The following is a 22,051-nucleotide window of genomic DNA, read 5'->3' as shown; positions in this document are numbered from 1 at the left end:
GCATGGCCAGTGGTTCGGGCATAGGTATTCATGATCTGTCGTTCGCGACGACCGAGTTCGTGCTGCCGCACTCGGCGCTCGCCGCGTACAACGGCACGGAGATCGGCAAGTATCACATCGGCATCGGCCAGGAGTCGATGAGCGTGCCGGCGGCCGACGAGGACATCGTGACGCTGGCCGCGTCGGCGGCCGCGCCGATCGTCGAGCGGCACGGCAGCGAGCGCATCCGTACCGTCGTCTTCGCGACGGAGTCCTCCATCGACCAGGCCAAGTCGGGTGGCGTGTACGTCCATTCGCTGCTCGGACTGCCCTCGGCGGCCCGCGTGGTGGAGCTGAAGCAGGCCTGCTACGGGGCGACGGCCGGGCTGCAGTTCGCCCTCGGCCTGGTGGCGCGCGACCCCGAGCAACAGGTCCTCGTGATCGCCAGTGACGTCTCCAAGTACGAGCTGGACAGCCCCGGCGAGGCCACCCAGGGCGCCGCAGCGGTGGCCATGCTGGTGAGCGCGGACCCGGCCCTGGTGCGCATCGACGGCCCCTCCGGCCTGTTCACCGCCGACGTGATGGACTTCTGGCGGCCGAACTACCGGGACGCGGCGCTGGTGGACGGGCAGGAGTCGATCTCCGCCTATCTGCAGGCGGTCGAGGGCTGCTGGAAGGACTACACCGAGCAGGGCGGCCGGGCGCTGGAGGACTTCGCCGCGTTCTGCTACCACCAGCCGTTCACGAAGATGGCGTACAAGGCCCACCGCCACCTGCTCAACTACTGCGGGTACGACACCGACAAGGACGCCATCGAGCAGGCGCTGGGCCGGACCACCGCATACAACCGGGTGATCGGCAACAGCTACACCGCGTCGGTGTACCTGGGCCTCGCCGCGCTCCTCGACCAGGCCGACGACCTGACAGGGCGCCCGATCGGGTTCCTGAGCTACGGCTCGGGCAGCGTCGCCGAGTTCTTCGCGGGCGAGCCGGTCCCCGGCTACCGCGAGCGGCTGCGCACCGCGGAGAACCGCGCGGCCATCGAGCGGCGCACGCCGCTGGACTACACGGGCTACCGGCAGCTGCACGAGCGGTCGTTCCCCACGGACGGCGGGGACTACCCGACGCCGGTGCAGAACGGCGGACAGTTCCGCCTCGCGGCCCTGCGCGGTCACAAGCGGATCTACGAACGGCGGTAGGGCCCCGTGCGGTACCGCAGGTGCGGGGGCGGCCCGTCGGGGCCGCCCCCGCACGCCGCGTACGGGTACGGCGGCGCCGACCGGGCGCCGGCCACCGGCACCATCCATTCACGTCGCGTTGAGGGTAGGGCAGGCGCATGACCGATGTCGCAGCCGATGTCGCAGTTCTCGGTACGGGCGCTTATGTGCCGGACCGTATCGTCTCCAATGACGAGGTAGGCGCCCCGGCCGGGGTCGACGGCGAGTGGATCGTCCGCAAGACCGCGATCAGGGAACGGCGTTGGGCCGCTCCCGGGCAGGCGACCTCGGATCTGGCGGTGGCGGCGGGCCGCGCCGCGCTGGAGTCGGCGGGCATCACGGCAGGACAGCTCTCGCTGATCGTGGTGGCCACTTCGACGCCGGACCGGCCGCAGCCGCCGACCGCCGTCTTCGTGCAGCAGCAGCTGGGCGCGCCGGGCGCCGCGGCGTTCGACGTCAACGCCGTCTGCTCCGGCAGTGTCTTCGCGCTGTCCGTGGTCGAGGGCATGCTGGCGGGCCGCGGCGGCCACGCGCTGGTCATCGGCGCGGACGTCTACTCGCGGATCCTGAACCCGGCCGACCGCAAGACGGTCGTGCTGTTCGGCGACGGGGCCGGCGCGATGGTCCTCGGCCCCGGCAAGGGCCCGCGGATCCGCCATGTCGCCCTGCACACCTTCGGCGAGCTGTCGGACCTCATCCAGGTGCCCGCGGGCGGCAGCAGGATCCCGCCGGACCAGGCGGCCCTGGACGCGAAGCTCCAGTACTTCGCGATGGACGGCCGCGAGGTGCGCCGCTTCGTCGTGGAGCAACTGCCGCAGCTGACCAAGCAGTTCCTGCACGAGGCGGGCGTGGTGCCCGACGACATCGCGCACTTCGTGCCGCACCAGGCCAACGGCGTCATGCTCGACACCGTGATCGAGGACCTGTCGCTGTCCCGCGCCACCACGCACCTCACGCTGGAGGAGTACGGGAACACCGGCGCCGCCTCCATCCCGATCACCCTGGACGCGGCCGCCCGCAAGGGCGCCTTCCGGCCGGGCGACCTGATCCTCCTGGCCGGGTTCGGCGGCGGCATGGCCGCGGGGCTCGCGCTGCTCGAATGGTGAGCGGCCGGCCGGGGTCCTGACGACTCCGGCCGGCACCACCCCCACCGACCGGGCCGGGGCGTTCCCTTCCCCCCAAGAAGAGCCCCGGCCCGCACTTCGCCGCGCGCGGCACGCGCCGGCCCCCACCCCGTACTCGTACCCCCGTACCTCACCGCCCGTCGCAGGAAGGCACCCGCGTGATCACGGAGAAGGAGCCGGACGCCGGCCTGGCCGCCCGGATACCGGGATCCAAGAGTCTGACCAACCGACTGCTCCTGCTGGCCGCCGCGGCCGACGGCACCAGCACGGTGCGCGCCCCGCTGGTGAGCGAGGACACCGTCGCCTTCCGCGAGGCGCTCGGCGCGTGCGGTCTCACCGTGCGCAGCGGCCCGCGGGACGAGTTCTGGGAGGTGACGGGCACGGGCCGCGGCCCGACCGGATCCGCCAGGCCCTGGTGCGCCGACGCCGGGACGGCCGCCCGCTTCCTGCCGCCGTTCGCCGCCACCGGCCACGGCACCTTCCTCTTCGACGGCTCCTCGCAGCTGCGGGCCCGCCCGCAGCGCCCCCTCATCGACGCGCTCCGCGCGCTCGGCGCCGACCTCGACCCCGGGCCGGGCAACGGCCTGCCCCTGCTGATCCGCGCGCGGGGCCTCACGGGCGGCGAGCTCACCGTGGACTCGTCCCTGTCCAGCCAGTATCTGAGCGGACTCCTGATGGCCGCGCCGCTCATGCGCGACGGCCTGCGCATCCGCACCGGAAGCCTGGTCAGCCGCCCGTACGTCGACATGACGCTGGCTCTGATGCGGCGCTTCGGGGCCCGCGTCGAGGAGAGCGACGACGGCACGCTCCACGTCGCACCCCGCCCGTACGACGCGGCCGACGTCGTCGTCGAACCCGACGCGTCCTCCGCCTCCTACATTTTCGCCGCCGCGGCCGTCACCGGGACCACCGTCACCGTGCCCGGCCTCGGCACCGACAGCCTCCAGGGCGACCTCCGCTTCGTCGACGTCCTGCGCCAGGCGGGCGCAGAGGTGTGCGTGGGCCGGGCGGCCACCACCGTGACCGGCACGGGACGGCTGCGCGGCGGCTTCACCGTCGACATGGGCGAGATCTCCGACACCTTCATGACCCTCGCCGCCATCGCGCCGCTCGCCGACGCGCCCATCACCATCCGCGGCATCGCGCACGCGCGGCTCAAGGAGTCCGACCGTGTCGCCGCCGTGGCGGCGAACCTGCGGGCCTGCGGCATCGAGACCTCGGACGGCCCCGATTGGATCACCGTCCACCCCGGAGTGCCGCGCCCCGCCCGTGTCGCGTGCCGGCGCGACCACCGGATCGCGATGTCCTTCTCGGTGCTCGGGCTCGCGGCGCCCGGCACGATCACGCTGGACGACCCGTCCTGCGTGGCGAAGACCTTCCCCGAATTCCACGACGAGATGCGGCGCCTGTTCACCGGCTACGCGCTCGCGTCGAGCACGAGCGGCTGAACAGGCCGCCGAACACGCGCGGTTGAGACAGAGGAGCATCCGTTGAGCAGGTTGCGTTGGCTGACCGCGGGGGAGTCGCACGGACCCGCGCTTGTCGCGACGTTGGAGGGTCTTCCCGCCGGCGTGCCGGTCACGACGGAGATGGTGGCCGACCATCTGGCGCGGCGGCGGTTGGGTTATGGCCGTGGTGCGCGGATGAAGTTCGAGCGTGATGAGGTCACGTTCCTGGGTGGGGTGCGGCACGGTTTGAGCATGGGCTCGCCGATCGCGGTCATGGTGGGGAACACGGAGTGGCCCAAGTGGGAGCAGGTGATGTCGGCCGATCCGGTGGATCCGGATGTGCTGGCCGACCTGGCCCGTAATGCTCCGTTGACGCGTCCGCGTCCTGGTCACGCGGACTTGGCGGGTATGCAGAAGTACGGGTTCGACGAGGCCCGTCCGATTCTGGAGCGTGCTTCGGCGCGTGAGACGGCGGCCCGTGTCGCGCTGGGTGCGGTGGCCCGTTCGTATCTGAAGGAGACGGCCGGGATCGAGATCGTCTCGCACGTCACGGAGCTGGCTGCGGCGAAGGCGCCTTATGGGGTGTACCCGACGCCGGCCGATGTCGAGAAGCTGGACGCGGATCCGGTGCGTTGCCTGGATGCGGATGCGTCGAAGGCGATGGTCGCGGAGATCGACCAGGCCCATAAGGACGGCGACACTCTTGGTGGTGTGGTCGAGGTCCTTGCTTACGGTGTGCCGGTGGGTCTGGGTTCGCACGTGCACTGGGATCGGCGGCTGGATGCGCGGCTTGCCGCCGCGCTCATGGGTATTCAGGCGATCAAGGGTGTCGAGGTCGGTGACGGTTTCGATCTGGCGCGGGTGCCGGGGTCGAAGGCGCACGACGAGATCGTGAGCACCGATGACGGCATCAGGCGCACCTCGGGCCGCTCCGGTGGTACGGAGGGTGGGCTGACCACGGGTGAGTTGTTGCGGGTGCGTGCGGCGATGAAGCCGATCGCTACGGTGCCGCGTGCTCTGGCGACCATCGACGTGGCCACCGGCGAGGTCGCCAAGGCGCATCACCAGCGCTCCGACGTGTGCGCCGTGCCGGCCGCCGGGATCGTCGCCGAGGCGATGGTCGCGCTGGTCCTCGCGGACGCGGTCGCGGAGAAGTTCGGTGGTGACAGCGTGCCCGAGACGCGCCGCAATGTGCGGTCCTACCTCGGCAACCTGCAGGTCCGCTAGGCGAAGAGCCCCCTACGCAGACGGCCACGGGGCGCGGTGAGTCGTCCCGCGCCCCGTGACCATCTGTCCGGGCCCCGCGCCCTCGTCGGCGCTCACGTCCCGCTCCGTCCTGCTCTCTCCCGCTGAACAGGCCGAGCTGTCGGCGTCGCCGGCGTCATCACCCGGGCTACTGAGTGACCGAGGTGACCGAAGTGACCGGGGTGACCGGGTGCGTCAGGCCGCTTCCCGGCTCTGCCGGTCCATGAGGTGACGCAGCACGAGCCACTCCCGTATCTCCCACGAGTGTCCCGATGAGCAGCTGATGCTGCCGGCCGCTCCGGCGGCCCCCTCGTGCTGCGGCGAGGTGTTGATCGTCCCCGCGCAACTCTCCACCACACAGCGTCTGGTGAGCGGATTGCGGTCGGCCTGGTCGGGCTCGATGACCCCGAGCAATTCGACGTGCAACTCCTGGACCTCCGCCGCGAAGTCCGCCGCCGGCGGCTGCGCCGTGAGCCACTCCAGGTGCAGCAGCAGGAAGCACGCGAGGTGGGGGACGGACCTGGCCGGGGGAGCGACGTCGAGCTCGTCGGCCACGTAACTCGCCCACGACTCCAGGATGGCGAGGATGTTGCTGCGGACGTCGAGCGCCGCGACGTTCAGGTGATCGCGCTTGCGGCTGCCCGAGACCTTCGTCGGGTTGCGCCGCCGCGACGTCGCCAGAACGTGGTGCAGACCCTCCTGGTGCAGGCCGGGCAGTGCGCGCAGATGACGCTGCAGCTTCGCCACGCACGGGTCACACAGGATGGCTCCGGTCGCCTCGCGGAGTTCCTGGCGGTGGTCCCGCGAGCATGAGTGAATCTCCATTGCGGTGAATCTCCTTCAGGGTGAATGGTCCGGTCAGGGGTTCCTGTGGCCGGCTTCGTGCAGAATGCGGAAGGTGACGAACTCACCCGGCCGCCGGGTGGCGACACCGACGTCGAGGACCACGCGGCCCCGCGTCGGATCGCCGATGCCCGCGCTACTCACGCCGCTCGCACCGTTCACGCCGTTCGTGGCGCTTGTGCCGGGCGCGTCGTACGCGTAGCTGTTGTTGGTCTCGTCGCAGACGACGTGGAACGCCTCGTCCGCGGTCTCGCCGCGCAGTGCGCCCTGGCGCCACAATCCCTTCAGGAACATGACGGCGGACTGCCGTACCAGCGACCGCAGATGAGCACTGTTGGTCTCGAACGCCGCCCACCACGTGCCCTGCGCGAGCGACGCGCGGGCGTGGTTCACCAGGCGGCGCACCGCGAGGTCCGTCCAGTCGGCCTCGGCGGACAGCGTGCGCGCCCCCGTGACCCGGATGCCCTGCCCCGGGACGAACCGCAGGCAGTTCACCCCCACACCCCCCAGCGCCTCCTGTTCCTCGTCGGACACGTTCCGCTCGTGGTGCACCACGCCCACCAGCGGGCCCACGGGGGCCGTGTACGCGCCGCGCTCCACGTCGACGCGGCAGCACAGCCCGGCCACATGTCCCGAGGGCGGCGCCACATGCTCGCTCCCGCCGGGCTCCGTCACCGTGATCCACGGATAGTGCACGGCGGCGAACTGGGCGTCGGGCTCCGGGAGTTCAAAGGGCTTGTGTACGTCGGCGGGGGCGAGTCCCGCGCGTGTGTGCAGCAGCGCGACCCGGTTGCCGACCCGTCTGCAGTGCCCGGCGAGCAGCTCCGCGACGCGCTGCGCCTCCTCCTCCACCCGCCAGAGATCCGGTGCCACCACGAGGGTGACCTCCGGCAGCCGCTCCAGCCTGGCGAGAGCGGCCCGGTAGCCGCCGATACGGTCCCCCTCGGTGGTCGTCCCCAGGAGCCATGCCCCGCCGCCCCCGTTGCGGAAGTGGCCGAGCACCGCGTCGTGCACGTACGAGCGCGCCGTGCCGTCGCCCCCGCGGCGCGGCGCGAACGCCTCGATGAACTCCTGCGGATGGCGTACGAAGGCCGGCTTGTCCGGCAGGCCGGGGGCGTCCCCGACGAACGCGGCCACCGATGTGTGCAGCCCGCGGATGACGGGGGCGCCGAGGCCGGTTCCCCGGACACCGTCCGTCTCCCGGAGGTGGATGCCGGGACCGAACGGGCCGGTGGTGGTGCTGATGGTGCGCGGTGGATTCGGCTGCTGTGGTGACATGCAGACTCCTCGGTCACGACGGGAAGACGGATGGGCGGGCAGGTGGCCGACGGGCGGGGCAGGTGGCCGGGCGTGGAGCCGGGCGGGCCTTGCGGTGGCGGCGGTCAGCCGCCGTGGGTGAGGACCATCGCGCAGGCCTCCATGGGGAGTTGGACGGCGCGGTCGATGGACAGGCCGGAACGGGCCGCCAGTCCGCGGTACTCCTGGGCGGAACGCTGATGGCCGCCGTTGACGACCATCAGGTGCAGGTCCCACAGGGGCGCGAGCAGACCGGCCCTGCCGTCCTGGACGACCATCTCGATGACCACGAGGCGGGAGTGCGGGGCCATGGCCTCGCGTATGGAGCTCAGGAGACGTACGCACTCGTCGTCCGACCAGTCGCCGAGCACCCGGGACAGCAGATACGTGTCGGCTTCCTGCGGGATCGGCACGGTGAACATGTCCCCGGCGACGACCTCGGCGCGGTCGGCGCCCACGCTCTGCTCCAGGTGCGCGCGGGCGATGGGCAGCGTGTGCTCCAGGTCGATCAGCGTGCCGCGGGCCCCGGGCGCCGAGCCGAGCACGGTGGACAGCAACTGGCCGCTGCCACCCGCGATGTCGACGACGTGCCGGTCGGCGGAGAAGTCGACGTGCTGCGGGACCGCGTCGAAGGCGAAGTTGTCGGCCTGCGCCCGCATGGCGCGCTGGAAGCGCTTGGCGGCGTCGGAGTCCTCGCGGAGGTAGCCGACCAGGGACTGCCCGTACGCCTTCTCGAAGCCGGTCCTGCCGGTACGGAACGTCTCGATGGAGTCGCCCCAGGCCTGGTAGAACTCCTCGCCGTACAGCAGACACACGTCACGCAGGGAGCCGGGACGGTCCCGCAGCAACTCGCCCACGGAGGTGTTGCGGTAGCCCTCGGTCTCGTTGCCGTCGACCACGTCCAGGCGGAGCAGCAGCCGCAGCAGGCGCCGGACGGCGTCCTCGTCCGCGCCGGCGGCCCGCGCGATGCCGGCCGGGGCGGAGTGCCCCGCCGCGATCAGGTCGGGCACGCCCAGCTTGGCCGCCGCGTAGACGGCCTGGGTGTGCCAGGCGGCGGTGATGAGGTCGATGGTGGCGCGGGCCGCCGGCCGGGGGGTGGTGTCCGGGCTCATTGCCTGTCTCTCCCTTGAGTGTCGGATGGGCGGATCAGGAGGGGATCCAGTCGCGGTTGATGTGGGGGGTGTCGATGTTCAGGGCGCGCATGTGCTCGATGGGGTTGGTGTATTCGCGGCTGGCGGCGATCTGTCCGTCGTGGAGGGTGAAGCCGTGGATGAAGTGGTTGCGGTAGCGGCCCTCGGCATAGCCGGGGAAGCGGATGGTGCCTTCGCCGTCGCACTCGACCCAGATGGTGGCGGGGTCCTGGGTCTCGTAGAGGTGCACGTCGAACCATTGCCAGTCGGGCAGGACCTTCAGGGACAGTTCCCCGTGGCGCTTCAGCTTTTCCCGGCCCTGGACGATGATGGGGCGGCCGATGTCGGTGTTGAACAGGGCGGCGGTGCCGTCGTCGGTGTAGAGGGTGTAGCGGCGCAGGCGGGCCTCGGGGCCGATCTCCATGTACTGCTCGACGGCGCGGCGGTTGCGGGCGCGCAGGTCCAGGTGGCTGGTGAACACCGGCCCGGTGGCGGCGAGTTGGTCGGGTATGGGGGAGGTCATGGTGTGGGTCTCCGAACGGGTGGGGGGTTTCAGGGCTGCAGGCGGGTGACGGTCCAGCCCCGGTCCTGGTCCTGGTTCTGGTTCTGGCTGGTGCGGTCGTAGCGCAGGCGTTCGTGGAGGCGGTCGGTGCCGTTCGCCCAGAACTCCACACTCACCGGTTCCAGGCGGTAGCCGACGAACGCCTCGGGGCAGGGCAGCGGGCGGGCCGGCTCGCCCAGCGCCAGCGCGCGCTCGCGGATCTCCTCGAGGTGGTCGAGGTCGCGCAGCGGCTCGCTCTGCAGGGAGACCGTCGACATGGGGTGGGTGAACACCGCGCGGGCCGCCCAGAGTTGTTCGGCCTCGGCGCGCGGGAACTGGACGACGGGGCCGGCCAGGGTGACCTGCTGGCTGGTCTCGCGCCAGTACAGGACGCCCGAGGCGTGGGGGTTGGCGGCCAGGTCGCGGCCCTTTTGGCTGCCGGCGTGGGTGATGAACACCAGCCCGGTGTCGGTGACCTGGTTGACGGCCAGGATCCGCGAGGAGGGCCGGCCCTGGGCGTCGGCGGTGGCCAGGGCCAGCGCGCGGGGCTCACGCACCCCCAGCTCGGTGGCCGCCTTCAGCCAGGACGACAACAGCCCCAACGGCTCCGCGGGCGGGGTGCGGAACTCGGGGAAGGCCACCTCCACAGAGCCCGTCAGGGTTTCGGAACGCCGTACATCAGACATGCATCCGCCCTTCGATCGTGACGACGCCGTGGCCCGAGACGTCGACGGAGTCGACGCGGTCGCCCTCTCCGTGCACCAGCGCGCCCATGGGGGAGGGGCGGCCCATGTCGACGCCCTGGGTGATCTCGATGTGCTGCCCGTACGAGGCGAGCCCGTGCCGGGCGATGTGGATGGCGATGGGGCCCGCGGCGGAGCCGGTGGCGGCATCCTCCACGACTCCGTACGCGGGCGAGAACATGCGGTTGCGCCATGTCGTGCCGGAGCCGGCGATGCAGTTGGTCGCCATGTCGGGGAAGGTCGCGAGCGCGCGGTGGTCGGGGTTCACCTTCGACAGGGCCTCGAAGCTCTCGAAGCCGACCAGGACGTGACGCGGGCCGTTGCGGTAGATCTCCACCGGCAGCGTCGACTCCTGGATGCCCAGCGCGTCGAGGAGCTCGTCCGCGCGATCGAAGGGCTCCCAGACGGGCACCGGCTGGCGCATGCTCGTCGAGACGACCTTGCCGTCGACGCGCCCCAGCTCGAAGGGGATCACGCCCATGGCGGTCTCGATCCGCAGCCGGTCCGCGTCGGTCCGCTGCCCCAGCGCGATGGCGGTGCCGAGCAACGGGTGGCCTGCGAAGGGCAGTTCGTTGACCGGCGTGAAAATGCGTACGTGAACGTCCCCGCCCTGCTTGGGGTTCAGCACGAACGTGGTCTCGGAGAGGTTCATCTCCCCGGCGATGCGCTGCATCTGCTCCGCGCTCAGGTCGTCGCTGTCGAAGAACACCGCCGCCGGGTTGCCGGTGAGGGGCTCCTTGGCGAACGCGTCGACGACTACATAGGTGTGCATCTGGTTTCGTTCTCCCACTCGTCTTTGGTCGTGCCGGTGCTACCTCGTACCGCTGTGAGCTGCGGTGATCTTCCGTACGGAGGAAGGGGGGCCGGGCCGGCGCTCGGGGGAGGACGCCGGCCCGGCGGTCCTTCGGGGTGGCTCGTGCGGTGCGGGGCGGTGGCCGGACCGCACCGTCCGGCCGGTCGCTGCCCACGATGCGCCGTCCTTCTCCGGCGATGACGGATTCCCGCTGGAATACCGCCACATCCGCGTGAGACGCCGTGGCGCAAGTACCGTTCTGTTGTGCCGTGTTCAGCTGTTTGAACGCTGTTCAGTGAGCCGTACGGGCCGGACGTACGGTTCAGGCGGGCCAGGCGTTGACGGCGGTGAGGGCCTGGGCGGGGTTGAGGCGGGGGTCGCAGCAGGAGGTGTAGCGCTCGCCGACGCGCTCCAGGTCGGCCTCGGTGCTGGCGCATTCGGTGACGTCGTCGGGGGTGGTCTCCAGGTGCAGGCCGCCCGCGGTGCCGCCGCCGGCGCGCACCGCCTCGACGAACGCGGTGATCTCGTCGGCGACGGTGTCGACCATGCGGGTCTTGTAGCCGCCGGGCGCGGTGACGGTGTTGCCGTGCACCGGGTCGCTCAGCCAGATCGCCGGGTGCCCTGCCTCGCGTACGGCCTCCACCAGGCGGGGCAGGCGTGCGCTCACGTTGCCGGCGCCCATGCGGGCGATCAGGGTCAGGCGGCCCGGGTCGCGCCAGGGGTCAAGGCGCTCGCACAGCGCCAGGAGGTCGGCCGGTTCCATGGTGGGACCGACCTTGCAGGCCACCGGGTTGCTGACCTCCGCCAGCAGCGCGACGTGGGCGCCCTCGACCTGGCGGGTGCGCTCACCGATCCAGGGCCAGTGGGTGGAGCCCAGGAACATGCGGCCCTTGTCGTCCATGCGCAGCATCGGCGTCTCGTAGTCCAGCAGCAGCGCCTCATGGCTCGTCCACACCGGCGATGTCACGACGTCGCGGCCCGCGGCCCTCTCCCGCCACCCCAGATGCTCGACGATGTCCCCGGCCGCCATATAACCGGTGATGATCCGCAAGGGGTCGGGGCGGCGGCTCTCGGCGTCCGGCTCGGGCCCGTTGACCATGTGGCCGCGGAACACGGGCAGTTCGACCCCGTCGATGATTTCGGTGGGCTTGGAGCGGGGTTTGGCGAACTGGCCCGCGATGCGTCCCACTCTCAGGACGGGCTTGCCCGTGATCAGGCCGAGCGAGCCGGCCAGCAGGTCGAGCAGGGCGGCCTTGCGGGCCACCTGGCGGGGCGTGCACTCCTGGGGATCCTCCGCGCAGTCGCCGGACTGCAGCACCATCGCCTCACCCGCGGCGACCTTGCCGAGCAGGGTGCGCAGGGTGGCCAGGTCATCGCCCTGGACCAGCGGGGGGCGGGCGGCCAGCGCCTCCCTGACCCGGTTCAGCTGGGAAATATCACTCCAGTCGGGTTGCTGAAGTGCCCCGCGGATACGAATCTCCCGTATAACGTCTTCCATGACGCAACTCCGATCCAGCGGTAATCTAGTGGTTCTCAGGTGAGAATTTCGATGCGCTTTGTCTCCGGTGCGGAAATGCCCGGCGCGCACAGTCGCTGGAACGGGTTCGGCACGCTGCGAGTACGTGATCCGACCGCGTCAGAGCTGCTCTGACCTGCGACGGAATCAGACATTGAGGTCCCCTCCACAAAAAGCGGTGAGCATGAGGGGGCAGGCAGCAGACACCTTTGGCCCCCCGTTGGCCTGGATTTGATCCTGCCTTGTTCAACGAATCAAATCAACAGTGTTTTTACGTTTCACTCATGAACAGGATGCGACATTCGCATCACACGCGGCATGCCGAAATCAACTCGGCGCAAAAATTCAAGAAATGCAAGGTCGGGCCGTAAAGAATTCCCGCCATAATTCCCCGAGGCCGGGTCAGCGCGCGACCGGAACAGGATCAGCCGATTCCGGTCGCCCGCATGCGCCGCCTCGGAGCCGCCGGCGGTCGGCCGGCGGGGCCGCCGTCAGAGCGGCACCGGCGCCTCCGTCCCGCCCCTGACGAGGCTCCGCAGGTGCTCGCGAAGGCCGAACCCCGGCGCCGCGGCATCCCCGGGCGTCAAGGTGGAGCCCTGCGTCAGGAGCCGCCGGGCCGCGAGGTGGTCCGTGGGCCGGTTCACCGACTCGACCGCCTGCAGCTCGTCCCCGCGGAAGAGGAGGACCGAGAAGGCGTCGGGGTCGTCGCCGAGGACCACCTCGGTGTCGTGCCCCTCGTCGAACCCGGCGATCTGCACGGTCGTGGCGAACTGGTCGCTCCAAAACCACGGCAGTTCGTCGTAACGGCCGGGCGTCCCGGTCAGCCTGCGGGCGACCGACTGGGCGTGGCCGACGGCGTTCTGCACCGACTCCAGCCGCAGCCGGCTGCCGGAGCGCGCCTGCGGGAACGCCGCGCAGTCGCCGATGGCCGAGATGTGCGGGTCGTCGGTGAGCAGGTGGGAGTCGACGGTGATCCCGCCGTTCACCGGAAGCCCGGCCGCGGCCGCCAGTTCCGTGTGCGGGATCACACCGATCCCGACCAGGACGAGGTCCGCGGGCAGCCGGCTGCCGTCCGCCAGCTCCACCGCCGTCACGTGGGAGCGGCCGTCGCCGTGCAGCGCGGCGACGCCCTGACCGAACAGCAGCCGGGTGCCCGCGCCGCGGTGCAGCCGGGTGAAGTGCTCGGCGGTGCGCGCCGATGCCACCCGGGCGAGCGGCCGGTCGAGCGCCTCGACGACCGTCACCTCTACGCCCAACTGCCGTGCCACGGCGGCGAATTCGAGGCCGATGAAACCGGCCCCCACCACCACCGCGCGCCGGGCCCCCGCCAGCGAGGACTGCAGCGCGGCGGCGTCCTGGGAGGTCCGCAGGGTGTGTACGCCGCGCAGTCCGGTGCCGGGCACGCCGAGGGTGCGCGGCTTGGCGCCGGTGGCGAGGACCAGGTGCCCGTAGTCGTACGAGGAGCCGTCGGCGAGGCGCACCGTGCGCGCCGCCGGGTCGATCTCGGTGACGGTGCCGGCGACCAGGTCGATGGACTGGCGCACGTAGTACGTCGCGGGCCGCAGCCACAGCTGTGCCTCGTCGGCCTCGCCCTTGAGGTAGGCCTTGGACAGCGGCGGCCGCTCGTAGGGGAGGGCGTCCTCGGCGCTGATGAGCGTGATGCGGCCCGGGTAGCCGTGCTCCCGCAGGGACGCCGCCGTCTGGTAGCCGCCCTGGCCCGCCCCGACGACGACGACCGAGTCGGGGGAAGTGCTGTGCGTCATCAGTTCTGCCGTTCGGGAAGGTGGACGATCAGGCCGTCCAGCGCGTCGCTCGACTTCAGCTGGCAGCTCAGCCGGCTGTTGGGCTTGCGCGGGCAGGCCGTGAAGTCGAGCATCTCGTCCTCGCGCTCCTTCGGCGGCTCCAGCTTGTCGAGGGTGGTCTCGTCCACGTAGACGTGGCACGTGGCGCACTGCATGTTGCCGCCGCACTGGGCGACGATTCCGTCGATGTCGTTGAACACGGCGCCGCGCATGACGCTCGTGCCCTCGGGGATGTCGATGGCGGTCTCGGCCCCGTCGACGGCGACATACGTGATTTTGGGCATGGCGGAACTCCTCGATGGCATCCGGACGCGCGACAGGGCGCGCCGTGACAGGGATGCCTGGCGACTGGCAAGGGGAAACAGAAGGTGGAGACGGCGCGGCCGGCGGGCGACGGGGGACGCGACACCCCAATCAACTCGCCGTCACCAGCTGGCCGTTCGGACACGCGAGTCCTGGGCCAGGGTTGCGGCAGCGCCTCGGAGCGTACCAAAGGAGTTCCGGGCGGGCCAGAACCGGACGTCCGGACGTGATGTGCTTGACAGGCCCCGGGGGTGGCGGGCGGCGTCCCCGGGGCCCGGCGGGCGTGGCTTCTATGGCCGGCGGGCGCGGCCGCGGCGGGGGTCGGGCAGGCGGTGTGTCATGAAGGGCCTGCTGGTCGTGAACTCCCGGAACTTCACGGCGGCGTCGGAGAGATAGGTGTCGCGGTTCCACACCAGGGTGAGCACCCGGTGGCAGTCGGGCGCGTTCACGTGCACCCAGGCGACCGGCACCTGGGAGTCGGTTCCGGCCTGACGGGAGATGGCGGGGATGAGTCCGATGCCGAGCCCCGCGCTGATCATGTCCTGGCTCGCGCCCGGCTCGTCGCCCTCGCAGGACAGCAGCGGCGTCAGCCCCTCGGAGGCGAACAGCCGGTCCAGGAGCGTGCGTTGCCACTGGCCGGGGCGGGTCGTGACGAAGGGCTCGGCGGCGATCTCACGGATGGTCACGCTCTCCTGGCCGTCCAGCCAGTGGCCGCGCGGGACGGCGAGCAGCACCTCCTCGCGGGCGAGTTCGATCCGGTCGAGGCTGGCGCCGGTCAACGGCTGCGACGCGACGCAGAAGTCGACCTCCCTGGCGCGCAGTTGTCGGTCCATCTCCTCCGCGTTCGACTGGTAGAGCCGTACGTCGGCGCGCGGGAACGCCGCGCGGAAACTGCCCAGGAGATGGGTGATGGTCAGGAGGGTCTCGGAGGCGACGCTGACCCGGCCGAGCGCGGTGTCCCGCGCATCGCTCAGGGCCCTGCGCGCGTCGTCGAGCTCGCTCAGGGCGCGGTCCACGTGGCCCAGGAACACCACCCCGTACTGATTGAGCCGGATGCGGCGGCCCTGCCGGTCGAAGAGCGGGACGCCCAGCTCGGACTCCAGGCGCGCCACGGTGCGGCTGAGCGAGGGCTGGGCGACGCGCAGCTCCTCCGCGGCACGGCTGATGTGCTCGAAGCGGGCGACGGCCTGGAAGTAGCGCAACTGCAGAAGATCCATGATCCACCTTCACTTATGCCTTCCGGGACATCCTCACATGGCAAAACCGGTCTTGGATTGCATAAGGAATTCTCTCTACGGTTTTGATCGAGGCCACCGCGCGGATGGCGGGCAACGGTGCCCGTCGGCCGCACACGCGAAGCGGCGGCCTCCCCACCCGGCCACCGTCTCGGACGCGACCGAGACCCTGATGACATCGCCCACCGTCCGCCGCCCACCCCGAACCCTCAAGCCGTCCCAACCGGCCACCGTCCCCCCAGGAAGGTCGCATCATGAGCGCTGCGGATCTGGCCCGACTCCAGTTCGCGGCCACGACCGGCATCCACTGGCTGTTCGTGATCCTCACCATGGGGCTCGTCCCCATCGTGGCGATCATGCACACCCGGGCCGCGTTCACCCGTGATCCCGCACAGAGAGCCGTCCGGGAGCGTATGACCCGCTTCTGGGGCCAGCTCTACGTCATCAACTACGCGGTCGGCATCGTCACCGGCCTCGTCATGGAGTTCCAGTTCGGGCTCAGCTGGAGCGGTCTGAGCAAGTTCGCGGGCAACGTCTTCGGCGCCCCGCTCGCCCTCGAGACCCTGATCGCCTTCTTCGCCGAGTCCACCTTCCTCGGCATGTGGATCTTCGGCTGGGGCCGGCTGCGCAGAGGCGTGCACGTCACGCTCATCTGGCTGGTCGCCCTCACCGCGTACGCCTCCGGCTACTGGATCCTGATCGCCAACGGCTTCATGCAGCACCCGGTGGGCTACGAGGTACGCGACGGAGTCGCCTACCTCACCGACTTCGCGGCGCTGCTCACCAACTCCAGTGCCCTGGTCGCCCTCCTGCACCTCTCGCTGGGCGCCCTGACCACCGGCGGCGTCTTCATCGCCGGCATCAGCGCCTGGCACTTCCTGAAGGGCACCGAGGAGACCGCGCTGTTCCGCAGCTCCATGAAGCTGGGACTGTGGATCTCGACGGTCGCCTCCTTCTTCGTCGTCATCGTCGGCGAGATGCAGCGGCCCATCATCGAGCGCACCCAGCCCATGAAGGACGCGGTGCTCGAGAACAGCGGCGTCGCCGAACTGCAGGCGCAGCTCGTCAAGGAGCACGGCCCCGGCAACTACGTGCCCTGGCAGGACACGATGCGGGTCTCGATGGACGTCATGACGCTCATCGGCAACACCGTCTCCACCATCACCCTCATCGCCCTGATCCTGCTGTGGAAGGACCGGCTGCTGCGCTGGCGGTGGGCCTCCTGGATCCTGGTCGCGACGATCCCGTTCCCCTTCATCGCCTCCGTCGGCGGCTGGGTCGTCCGCGAGGTCGGCCGCCAACCCTGGATCGTGTACGGGCAGTTGACGGTCGAGGACGCCCTTTCCCACGTCGGGAAGACGTCGCTGCTGCTGTCCTGTGCGTTGTTCATCACCATCTTCGTGGCGCTCGCCGTCACCAACTGGACCCTGATCACCAAGTTCGCCCGCCGCGGCCCCGACGCCACCCAGCTCGGCGTCACCGAACCGCTCCCGGACGAGGTGCCCGACGGGCCGGAGGGCAGCGCCGACGAGAAGCAGCCGGTTCCCGCCTTCTGAACCGGGCCCGCCCGGCACCCACCACCATGAACTCCCCAGCTGTAACGGAAAGTTGAGCGAGATGAGTCTGGAGACCGTCTGGCTGGCCCTCCTGGGCCTGCTGCTCGCCGGGTATTTTGTGCTCGGCGGCTACGACTACGGCGCACAGATGCTGCACCCCTTCCTCGGCCGAGACGAACCGGAGGAGAAGCGCACCAGCGGGAACGCCGCCCTCGACGCCATCGCGCCCTTCTTCCTCGGCAACGAGGTCTGGCTGGTCGCCTTCGCCGGCGTCCTGTTCGGTGCCTTCCCGCACCTGGAAGGCACCCTCCTGTCCGGCATGTACCCGCTGATCGTGGCGATCCTCGCGGGACTGGTCCTCGGCAACGCCGCGGTCCAGCTGCGCCGCCGCTCCCGCAGCCTCCGCGGGCGCCGGGCCTGGGACGCCTTGGTCGTGTTCGGCGGCGCCGTGCCCGCCGTCTGCTGGGGCCTCGTCGTGGGCCTGATGCTGCACGGCGTGCCGCGCCGCGCCGACGGCAGCTTCCACATCGGCTTCGGTGAGGTCTTCACGCCGTTCGTGCTGGCCTGCGGGGCCACCACCGTGCTGCTCTTCGCGGCGCACGGCGCGGCCTTCGTCGCCCTGCGCTCCGAGGACGACATCGCCACCAAGGCGCGGGAGTTGGGCGCCAAGCTGATCGGCGGCGCCGCGGCCGTGGGAGCGCTCGCGCTCCTCCTCACCCTCTTCGGCGTGGGCGCCTCGATGACCAACCGGGCCACCTCCGCGGTCATCACCGCCGCGTTCGTGGCGGCGCTCGGCGCGGGCTGGTGGTACCTCACCCGCGGCCACGAGGTCCTGGCGTTCGTCGCCACCTGCTGCGCCACCGCGCTGCCGGTGCTGCTCCTGGGGGCCGGCCACTACCCGTACCTCCTGACCACCGGGGCCGGCGCGGGTCTGGACATCGACCACGCCATCACCGACGACGCCACCCTGAAGATCCTCAGCGGCTTCGGCGTCCTGGTGATCCCGACGATCCTCGCCTACCAGTTCTGGAGCTGGTGGGCCTTCCGGGGGCGGACGGGCCAACGTCACCCCAGCTACTTCTGATCCCCGGAAAGCGACGAGAGGCACCCCCACGATGAAGCCCGTCGAACGCCGGCTGATGCGCGAAGTCCCCGCGTTGCGGCGCCACATGACGTACTCCTCGGTGCTTGCCCTGGTGGGCGCCGGGCTCATCGTCACCCAGGCGGTGCTGCTCGCGACCGTCCTCGCGGACGGCTTCGCCGACCACGCGCTGCGCATCGGGCCGCCGGCCGCGCTCGCCTCCGTCATGGTGCTGCGCGCCCTGCTGACCTGGCTCCGCGGCGTGCTCGCCCAGCGCGCCGCGGCCGGCGCCAAGGCCGCCCTGCGGGACCGGATCACCGGGCGGCTGCAGCACACCAACCCGCTGCGCCTCGCCGCCCGCCGCCACGGCGAGACGGCCACGCTGCTCACCCGGGGCCTGGACGCCCTCGACCCCTACGTCGTCGGTTACCTGCCCACGATGGCGGCCACCGCGGTGGTGCCGCTCACGGTGGTCGCCGCGGTGTGGTGGACCGACTGGACGTCGGCGCTCATCATCGTCATCACCCTGCCGCTGATCCCCGTCTTCGGTGCGCTCGTCGGTATGCACACCGCCCAACGCACCGCCCGGCAATGGCGGTTGCTCTCCCGCCTCGGCGGCCACTTCCTCGACGTGGTGGCCGGACTGCCGACCCTGCGCGCGTTCGGCCGCGAGCGGCACCAGACCAAGGTCGTGCGCGAGATGGCCGACGCCCACCGGCGGGCCACCATGCGGACCCTGCGCGTGGCGTTCCTCTCCTCCCTCGTCCTGGAGACCGTCGCCACCCTCTCCGTCGCCCTGGTCGCCGTCCCCGTCGGACTCCGGCTGCTCCACGGCGACGTGGGCCTGCACACCGCCCTGATCGTCCTCTTCCTCGCCCCCGAGGCGTACCTCCCGCTGCGCGCCATGGGCGGCGCGTTTCACGACAGCGCCGAGGGCATCGCGGTCGCCGAACGGGTCTTCACCACGCTCGACGACGAGGACGACACGCCCGCGCCCGCCGACCGCCTCCCCGCCCCCGACGCCCGCACGGCGCTGCTCCGCCTCGACGACGTCACCGTCCAGTACCCCGACCGGGCCGCGCCCGCCCTGCGGAACGTCTCCCTCACCGTCGCCCCCGGCGAGCACATCGCCCTGATCGGTCCCAGCGGCGCCGGCAAGACCACGCTGCTCTCCCTGCTCCTCGGCTTCGTGACGCCCACCTCCGGCCGGGTCACGGCCGACGGCGCCGACCTCGGTGCACTCGACCCCGACGCCTGGTGCGCCCAGGTCGCCTGGGTGCCGCAGCGCGCCCACCTGATCGCCGGATCGGTCGCCGACAACATCCGGCTCGGCCGCCCCGACGCGAGCGAGGCGGAGGTGCGCGAGGCGGCGCGGGCCGCGTCGGCCGACCTCTTCGTCGAGGAGCTGGCCGAGGGGTACGACACGCTCCTCGGCGAGCACGGCGCCGGTCTCTCCGCGGGCCAGCGCCAACGGATCGCGCTGGCCCGCGCGTTCCTCAAGGACGCGCCCGTCCTGCTCCTTGACGAACCCACCGCCCACCTGGACCCCGAGAGCGAGGCGGCCGTCACCCGCGCCACCGTCGCCCTGATGTGTGGCCGCACCGCGGTAGTGGTGGCGCACCGGACGAGCCTGCTGCCGCACGCCGACCGAATCGTCACGGTCCGCGCGGGCGCCCTCACGATCCCGCCGGCCGCCCCCGAACTGACGCCCACGGAAAGGCTGGTGGCCTCATGACTCCGGACCTTGAGGCTCCCGTCACCGGTCCGCGTCCCACCGTCGCCCTGATGCGTGGCCGCACCGCGGTAGTGGTGGCGCACCGCACGAGTCTGCTGCCGCGCGCCGACCGAATCGTCACGGTCCGCGCGGGCATGCTCGCGGTCCCGCCGGCCGCCCCCGAACTGACGCCCACGGAAAGGCTGGTGGCCTCATGATCTCCCACCCCGAGGCTCCCGCCACCGGTCGCCGTCCGCGGCCCACCGTCCGGCTGGTCCGGCACCTTCTGCCGTACTGGCGGCGGCTGTTGCCCGCCGCGCTCGCCGCCGCCGGGAGCGAGCTCGCTGCCGTCGCCCTGATGGCCACCGCCGCCTGGCTGATCACCCGCGCCGCCGAGCAGCCACCGCTGGCCGCCGTGAGCGTCGCCATCGTCGCCGTACGCGCCTTGGCCCTCAGCCGCGGCGCCCTGCGCTACATCGACCGGCTCCTCGGCCACGACGGGGTGCTGCGCGCCGTCGCGGGCTTCCGTGCCCGGGTGTACGAGGCGCTGGTGCCGCTCGCCCCGGCCGGCACCCCCGCCTTCCGCGGCGGCGACCTGCTGACCCGGCTGGTCGACGACGTCGACGCCGCCCAGGACCTGCTGCTGCGGGTCATGATCCCGGCCACTGCCGCCTTCGTGGTCGCCGCGACCGCCACCGGCACGGTCATGGTGCTGCTGCCGTACGCCGGACTGCTGCTCGGCGTCCTGCTCGCCGTGGCGGGGCTCCTCGTGCCCGCCCTCGTCCTCGCGCTGTCCCGGCGCGCGGGCCACGCCGAGAAGTCCGCACGCGCCGAACTCGCCGCCGTCACCGTCGACTTGACCCAGGGCGCCGCCGAGCTCACCGCGTACGGTGCTCGCGGCCGCACCCACGACCGGGCGCGCGGCGTCACCGCGCGGATCGCCGCACTGGAGCGGCAGAAGGCCCTGACCACCTCCCTCGCCCAGGCCGTGGTCCTGGTGCTGCAGGGCGCCGCGACGGTCGGTGTCACCTGGCTCGCGCTGCGCGCCCACGCCGCCGGTGACCTGCCCGCCGTCCAGCTCACCGTCCTCGCGGTCCTCGCGCTCGTCTCCTTCGAGGCCCTCGCGCCGCTGCCCGCGGCGGCCCGCCGCTTCGCGGAGGTGCGTGCTTCCGCGCAGCGCCTCGCCGACCTCTTCGACACCCCGGCGCCGGTCGCCGACCCGCCCGCCCCTGAGCCGCTGCCCGCCGGAGGGCCCCTCGACGTGACCGTCACGAACGTGACGGTACGTCACCTGCCGGGCGGGCCCCCGGCCCTGGACGGCGTGAGCCTGCGCGTGCCGCGCGGTGAGCGTGTCGTACTCCTCGGGCCCAGCGGGTCCGGCAAGTCCACCCTGATCGCGGCGCTCATGCGCTTCGTCCCGTACGAGGCGGGCAGCATCCGCGTCGGCGGGCGCGAACTCGCCGACTGCTCGGGCGCCGACGCCCGCCGCGCCGTCACCGGCATGACCCAGGACGCGCACGTCTTCCACGCCGGCATCCGCGCCAACCTGATCCTGGCCCGCCCCGAGGCCACCGACGCCGACCTGCGCGACGCGGCCCGCCGTGCCCGGATCCTGGACTGGATCGAGTCGCTGCCGGACGGATGGGACACCGTGCTCGGCGGGGACGGTGCCACCATGTCGGGCGGCCAGCGCCAACGCCTGTTGCTGGCCCGCGCGTTGCTCGCCGACCCGCCCGTGCTCGTCCTGGACGAGCCGACCGAGGGCCTCGACCCGGACACGGCCGCAGCGGTGCTCGAAGACATCCTCGACGCCACCCGCGGCCGGACCACGCTCCTGGTCACCCACGAGCGGACGGGCCTCGCGTCCGCGGACCGGATCCTCACCCTGGAGGACGGCCGGATCCGTTCCCTCGGCCCCGGCGACCTCGACGACGTCACGGCGGTCATGGACGACCTGGTCGCCCCGGCTCGCTGACGCCCAGTCAGGCGGCCCCGCCGATGACGGCCCGTGCGCCGCGCAAACGTAGCCCGCACGGCTCGCGGCCGCCGACCGGCCTCGGTCCCGGTGACCTCGACGACGTCAGTCACAGCCGTCATGGGCGGCTTGGTCGCTCCGGCCCGCTGACGCCCGGTCAGGCGATCTGCCGGCGACGGCCCGCGCACCGCGCAACCGTAGCCGCACGGCCTCGCAGCCGCCGACCGGATCCTTACCCTGGCGGGCGGCCGGATCCGTTCCCTCGACCACGCCGACCTCGACGACGTCACGGCCGTCATGGGCGACCTGGCCGCCCAGCCCGCTGACGCCCGGTCAGGCGGACTGCCAGTGACCGCCCGCGCGCCGCGCACACGTAGCCGCACGGCCTCGCGTCCGCCGACCGGATCCTTACCCTGGCGGGCGGCCGGATTCGTTCCCTCGGCCCCGGGGACCTCGACGACGTCACCACCGTCGTGGACGACCTGGTCACCCCGGCCCACTGACGCCCAG

The 22,051-nt window shown here is 71.7% G+C and carries 19 protein-coding genes; 9 read left to right on the top strand and 10 right to left on the bottom strand.

What is annotated here, in order from left to right:
* The first annotated feature begins 2 nt into the window (after positions 1 to 2).
* From ACFYO9_RS10740 to aroC, 4 genes are all read left to right on the top strand, one after another.
* Complete coding sequence (locus ACFYO9_RS10740) at positions 3 to 1,178, top strand: hydroxymethylglutaryl-CoA synthase (RefSeq protein ID WP_355806169.1); 1,176 nt, start codon at positions 3 to 5, stop codon at positions 1,176 to 1,178.
* A gap of 137 nt (positions 1,179 to 1,315) precedes the next feature.
* A complete protein-coding gene (locus tag ACFYO9_RS10735) occupies positions 1,316 to 2,302 on the top strand; it encodes a ketoacyl-ACP synthase III (RefSeq protein WP_355806172.1) in 987 nt (328 codons plus the stop codon).
* Between the two features lie 176 nt (positions 2,303 to 2,478).
* Positions 2,479 to 3,768 (top strand): 3-phosphoshikimate 1-carboxyvinyltransferase, encoded by a 1,290-nt coding sequence (gene aroA, locus ACFYO9_RS10730; RefSeq protein WP_358773798.1) that lies wholly within the window; start codon positions 2,479 to 2,481, stop codon positions 3,766 to 3,768.
* A 42-nt stretch (positions 3,769 to 3,810) separates the two neighbouring features.
* Positions 3,811 to 4,995: a chorismate synthase gene (gene aroC, locus ACFYO9_RS10725; protein ID WP_358773800.1), complete on the top strand. Its 1,185-nt coding sequence runs from the start codon at positions 3,811 to 3,813 to the stop codon at positions 4,993 to 4,995.
* A 213-nt stretch (positions 4,996 to 5,208) separates the two neighbouring features.
* Here aroC and ACFYO9_RS10720 read toward each other — a convergent pair whose 3' ends face one another.
* From ACFYO9_RS10720 to ACFYO9_RS10675, 10 genes are all read right to left on the bottom strand, one after another.
* On the bottom strand, positions 5,209 to 5,838 hold the full coding sequence (locus ACFYO9_RS10720) for a hypothetical protein (RefSeq protein WP_358773802.1): 630 nt from the start codon (positions 5,836 to 5,838) through the stop codon (positions 5,209 to 5,211).
* A 33-nt stretch (positions 5,839 to 5,871) separates the two neighbouring features.
* A complete protein-coding gene (locus ACFYO9_RS10715; protein ID WP_358773804.1) occupies positions 5,872 to 7,134 on the bottom strand; it encodes a phage tail sheath subtilisin-like domain-containing protein in 1,263 nt (420 codons plus the stop codon).
* A gap of 104 nt (positions 7,135 to 7,238) precedes the next feature.
* Positions 7,239 to 8,264 (bottom strand): methyltransferase, encoded by a 1,026-nt coding sequence (locus ACFYO9_RS10710; protein ID WP_358773805.1) that lies wholly within the window; start codon positions 8,262 to 8,264, stop codon positions 7,239 to 7,241.
* 34 nt (positions 8,265 to 8,298) lie between these two features.
* Positions 8,299 to 8,805, bottom strand: coding sequence for a PhzA/PhzB family protein (locus ACFYO9_RS10705; RefSeq protein WP_388666133.1), 507 nt, complete (start codon positions 8,803 to 8,805; stop codon positions 8,299 to 8,301).
* 29 nt (positions 8,806 to 8,834) lie between these two features.
* Positions 8,835 to 9,509 (bottom strand): phenazine biosynthesis FMN-dependent oxidase PhzG, encoded by a 675-nt coding sequence (gene phzG / locus ACFYO9_RS10700; RefSeq protein ID WP_358779410.1) that lies wholly within the window; start codon positions 9,507 to 9,509, stop codon positions 8,835 to 8,837.
* On the bottom strand, positions 9,502 to 10,338 hold the full coding sequence (locus ACFYO9_RS10695; protein WP_358779411.1) for a PhzF family phenazine biosynthesis isomerase: 837 nt from the start codon (positions 10,336 to 10,338) through the stop codon (positions 9,502 to 9,504). Before ACFYO9_RS10695 ends, phzG begins: the two co-directional genes overlap by 8 nt.
* 343 nt (positions 10,339 to 10,681) lie before the next feature.
* Entirely contained in the window at positions 10,682 to 11,857 is a 1,176-nt protein-coding gene (locus ACFYO9_RS10690) for a 3-deoxy-7-phosphoheptulonate synthase (RefSeq protein ID WP_388666130.1), read from the bottom strand.
* A gap of 509 nt (positions 11,858 to 12,366) precedes the next feature.
* Positions 12,367 to 13,638, bottom strand: coding sequence for an FAD/NAD(P)-binding oxidoreductase (locus ACFYO9_RS10685; RefSeq protein WP_358776968.1), 1,272 nt, complete (start codon positions 13,636 to 13,638; stop codon positions 12,367 to 12,369).
* Entirely contained in the window at positions 13,638 to 13,961 is a 324-nt protein-coding gene (locus ACFYO9_RS10680) for a 2Fe-2S iron-sulfur cluster-binding protein (protein WP_358776967.1), read from the bottom strand. Before ACFYO9_RS10680 ends, ACFYO9_RS10685 begins: the two co-directional genes overlap by 1 nt.
* 309 nt (positions 13,962 to 14,270) lie before the next feature.
* Positions 14,271 to 15,197, bottom strand: coding sequence for a LysR family transcriptional regulator (locus ACFYO9_RS10675; RefSeq protein WP_355816212.1), 927 nt, complete (start codon positions 15,195 to 15,197; stop codon positions 14,271 to 14,273).
* 272 nt (positions 15,198 to 15,469) lie between these two features.
* Here ACFYO9_RS10675 and ACFYO9_RS10670 point away from each other — a divergent pair, with 272 nt between their 5' ends.
* The 5 genes from ACFYO9_RS10670 (at position 15,470) to cydC (ending at position 21,541) form a co-directional block, all read left to right on the top strand.
* On the top strand, positions 15,470 to 16,771 hold the full coding sequence (locus ACFYO9_RS10670) for a cytochrome ubiquinol oxidase subunit I (protein ID WP_355816209.1): 1,302 nt from the start codon (positions 15,470 to 15,472) through the stop codon (positions 16,769 to 16,771).
* Between the two features lie 61 nt (positions 16,772 to 16,832).
* Complete coding sequence (gene cydB / locus ACFYO9_RS10665) at positions 16,833 to 17,855, top strand: cytochrome d ubiquinol oxidase subunit II (RefSeq protein ID WP_358776966.1); 1,023 nt, start codon at positions 16,833 to 16,835, stop codon at positions 17,853 to 17,855.
* 31 nt (positions 17,856 to 17,886) lie between these two features.
* Positions 17,887 to 19,587 carry a thiol reductant ABC exporter subunit CydD gene (cydD, locus tag ACFYO9_RS10660; RefSeq protein WP_358776965.1) on the top strand — a complete coding sequence of 567 codons (1,701 nt, stop codon included), beginning with the start codon at positions 17,887 to 17,889 and terminating at the stop codon, positions 19,585 to 19,587.
* A complete protein-coding gene (locus ACFYO9_RS10655; protein WP_358776964.1) occupies positions 19,584 to 19,784 on the top strand; it encodes a hypothetical protein in 201 nt (66 codons plus the stop codon). The genes cydD and ACFYO9_RS10655 overlap by 4 nt, the downstream gene beginning before the upstream one ends.
* Entirely contained in the window at positions 19,781 to 21,541 is a 1,761-nt protein-coding gene (cydC, locus tag ACFYO9_RS10650) for a thiol reductant ABC exporter subunit CydC (RefSeq protein ID WP_358776963.1), read from the top strand. The genes ACFYO9_RS10655 and cydC overlap by 4 nt, the downstream gene beginning before the upstream one ends.
* Positions 21,542 to 22,051 lie beyond the last annotated feature (510 nt).

Source organism: Streptomyces sp. NPDC005863 (assembly GCF_042871345.1).
In the GTDB taxonomy this organism is placed as follows: Bacteria; Actinomycetota; Actinomycetes; order Streptomycetales; family Streptomycetaceae; genus Streptomyces.
The sequence above is the reverse complement of the archived record's forward strand: the minus strand, read 5'-3'. Positions and strand labels throughout refer to the sequence as shown.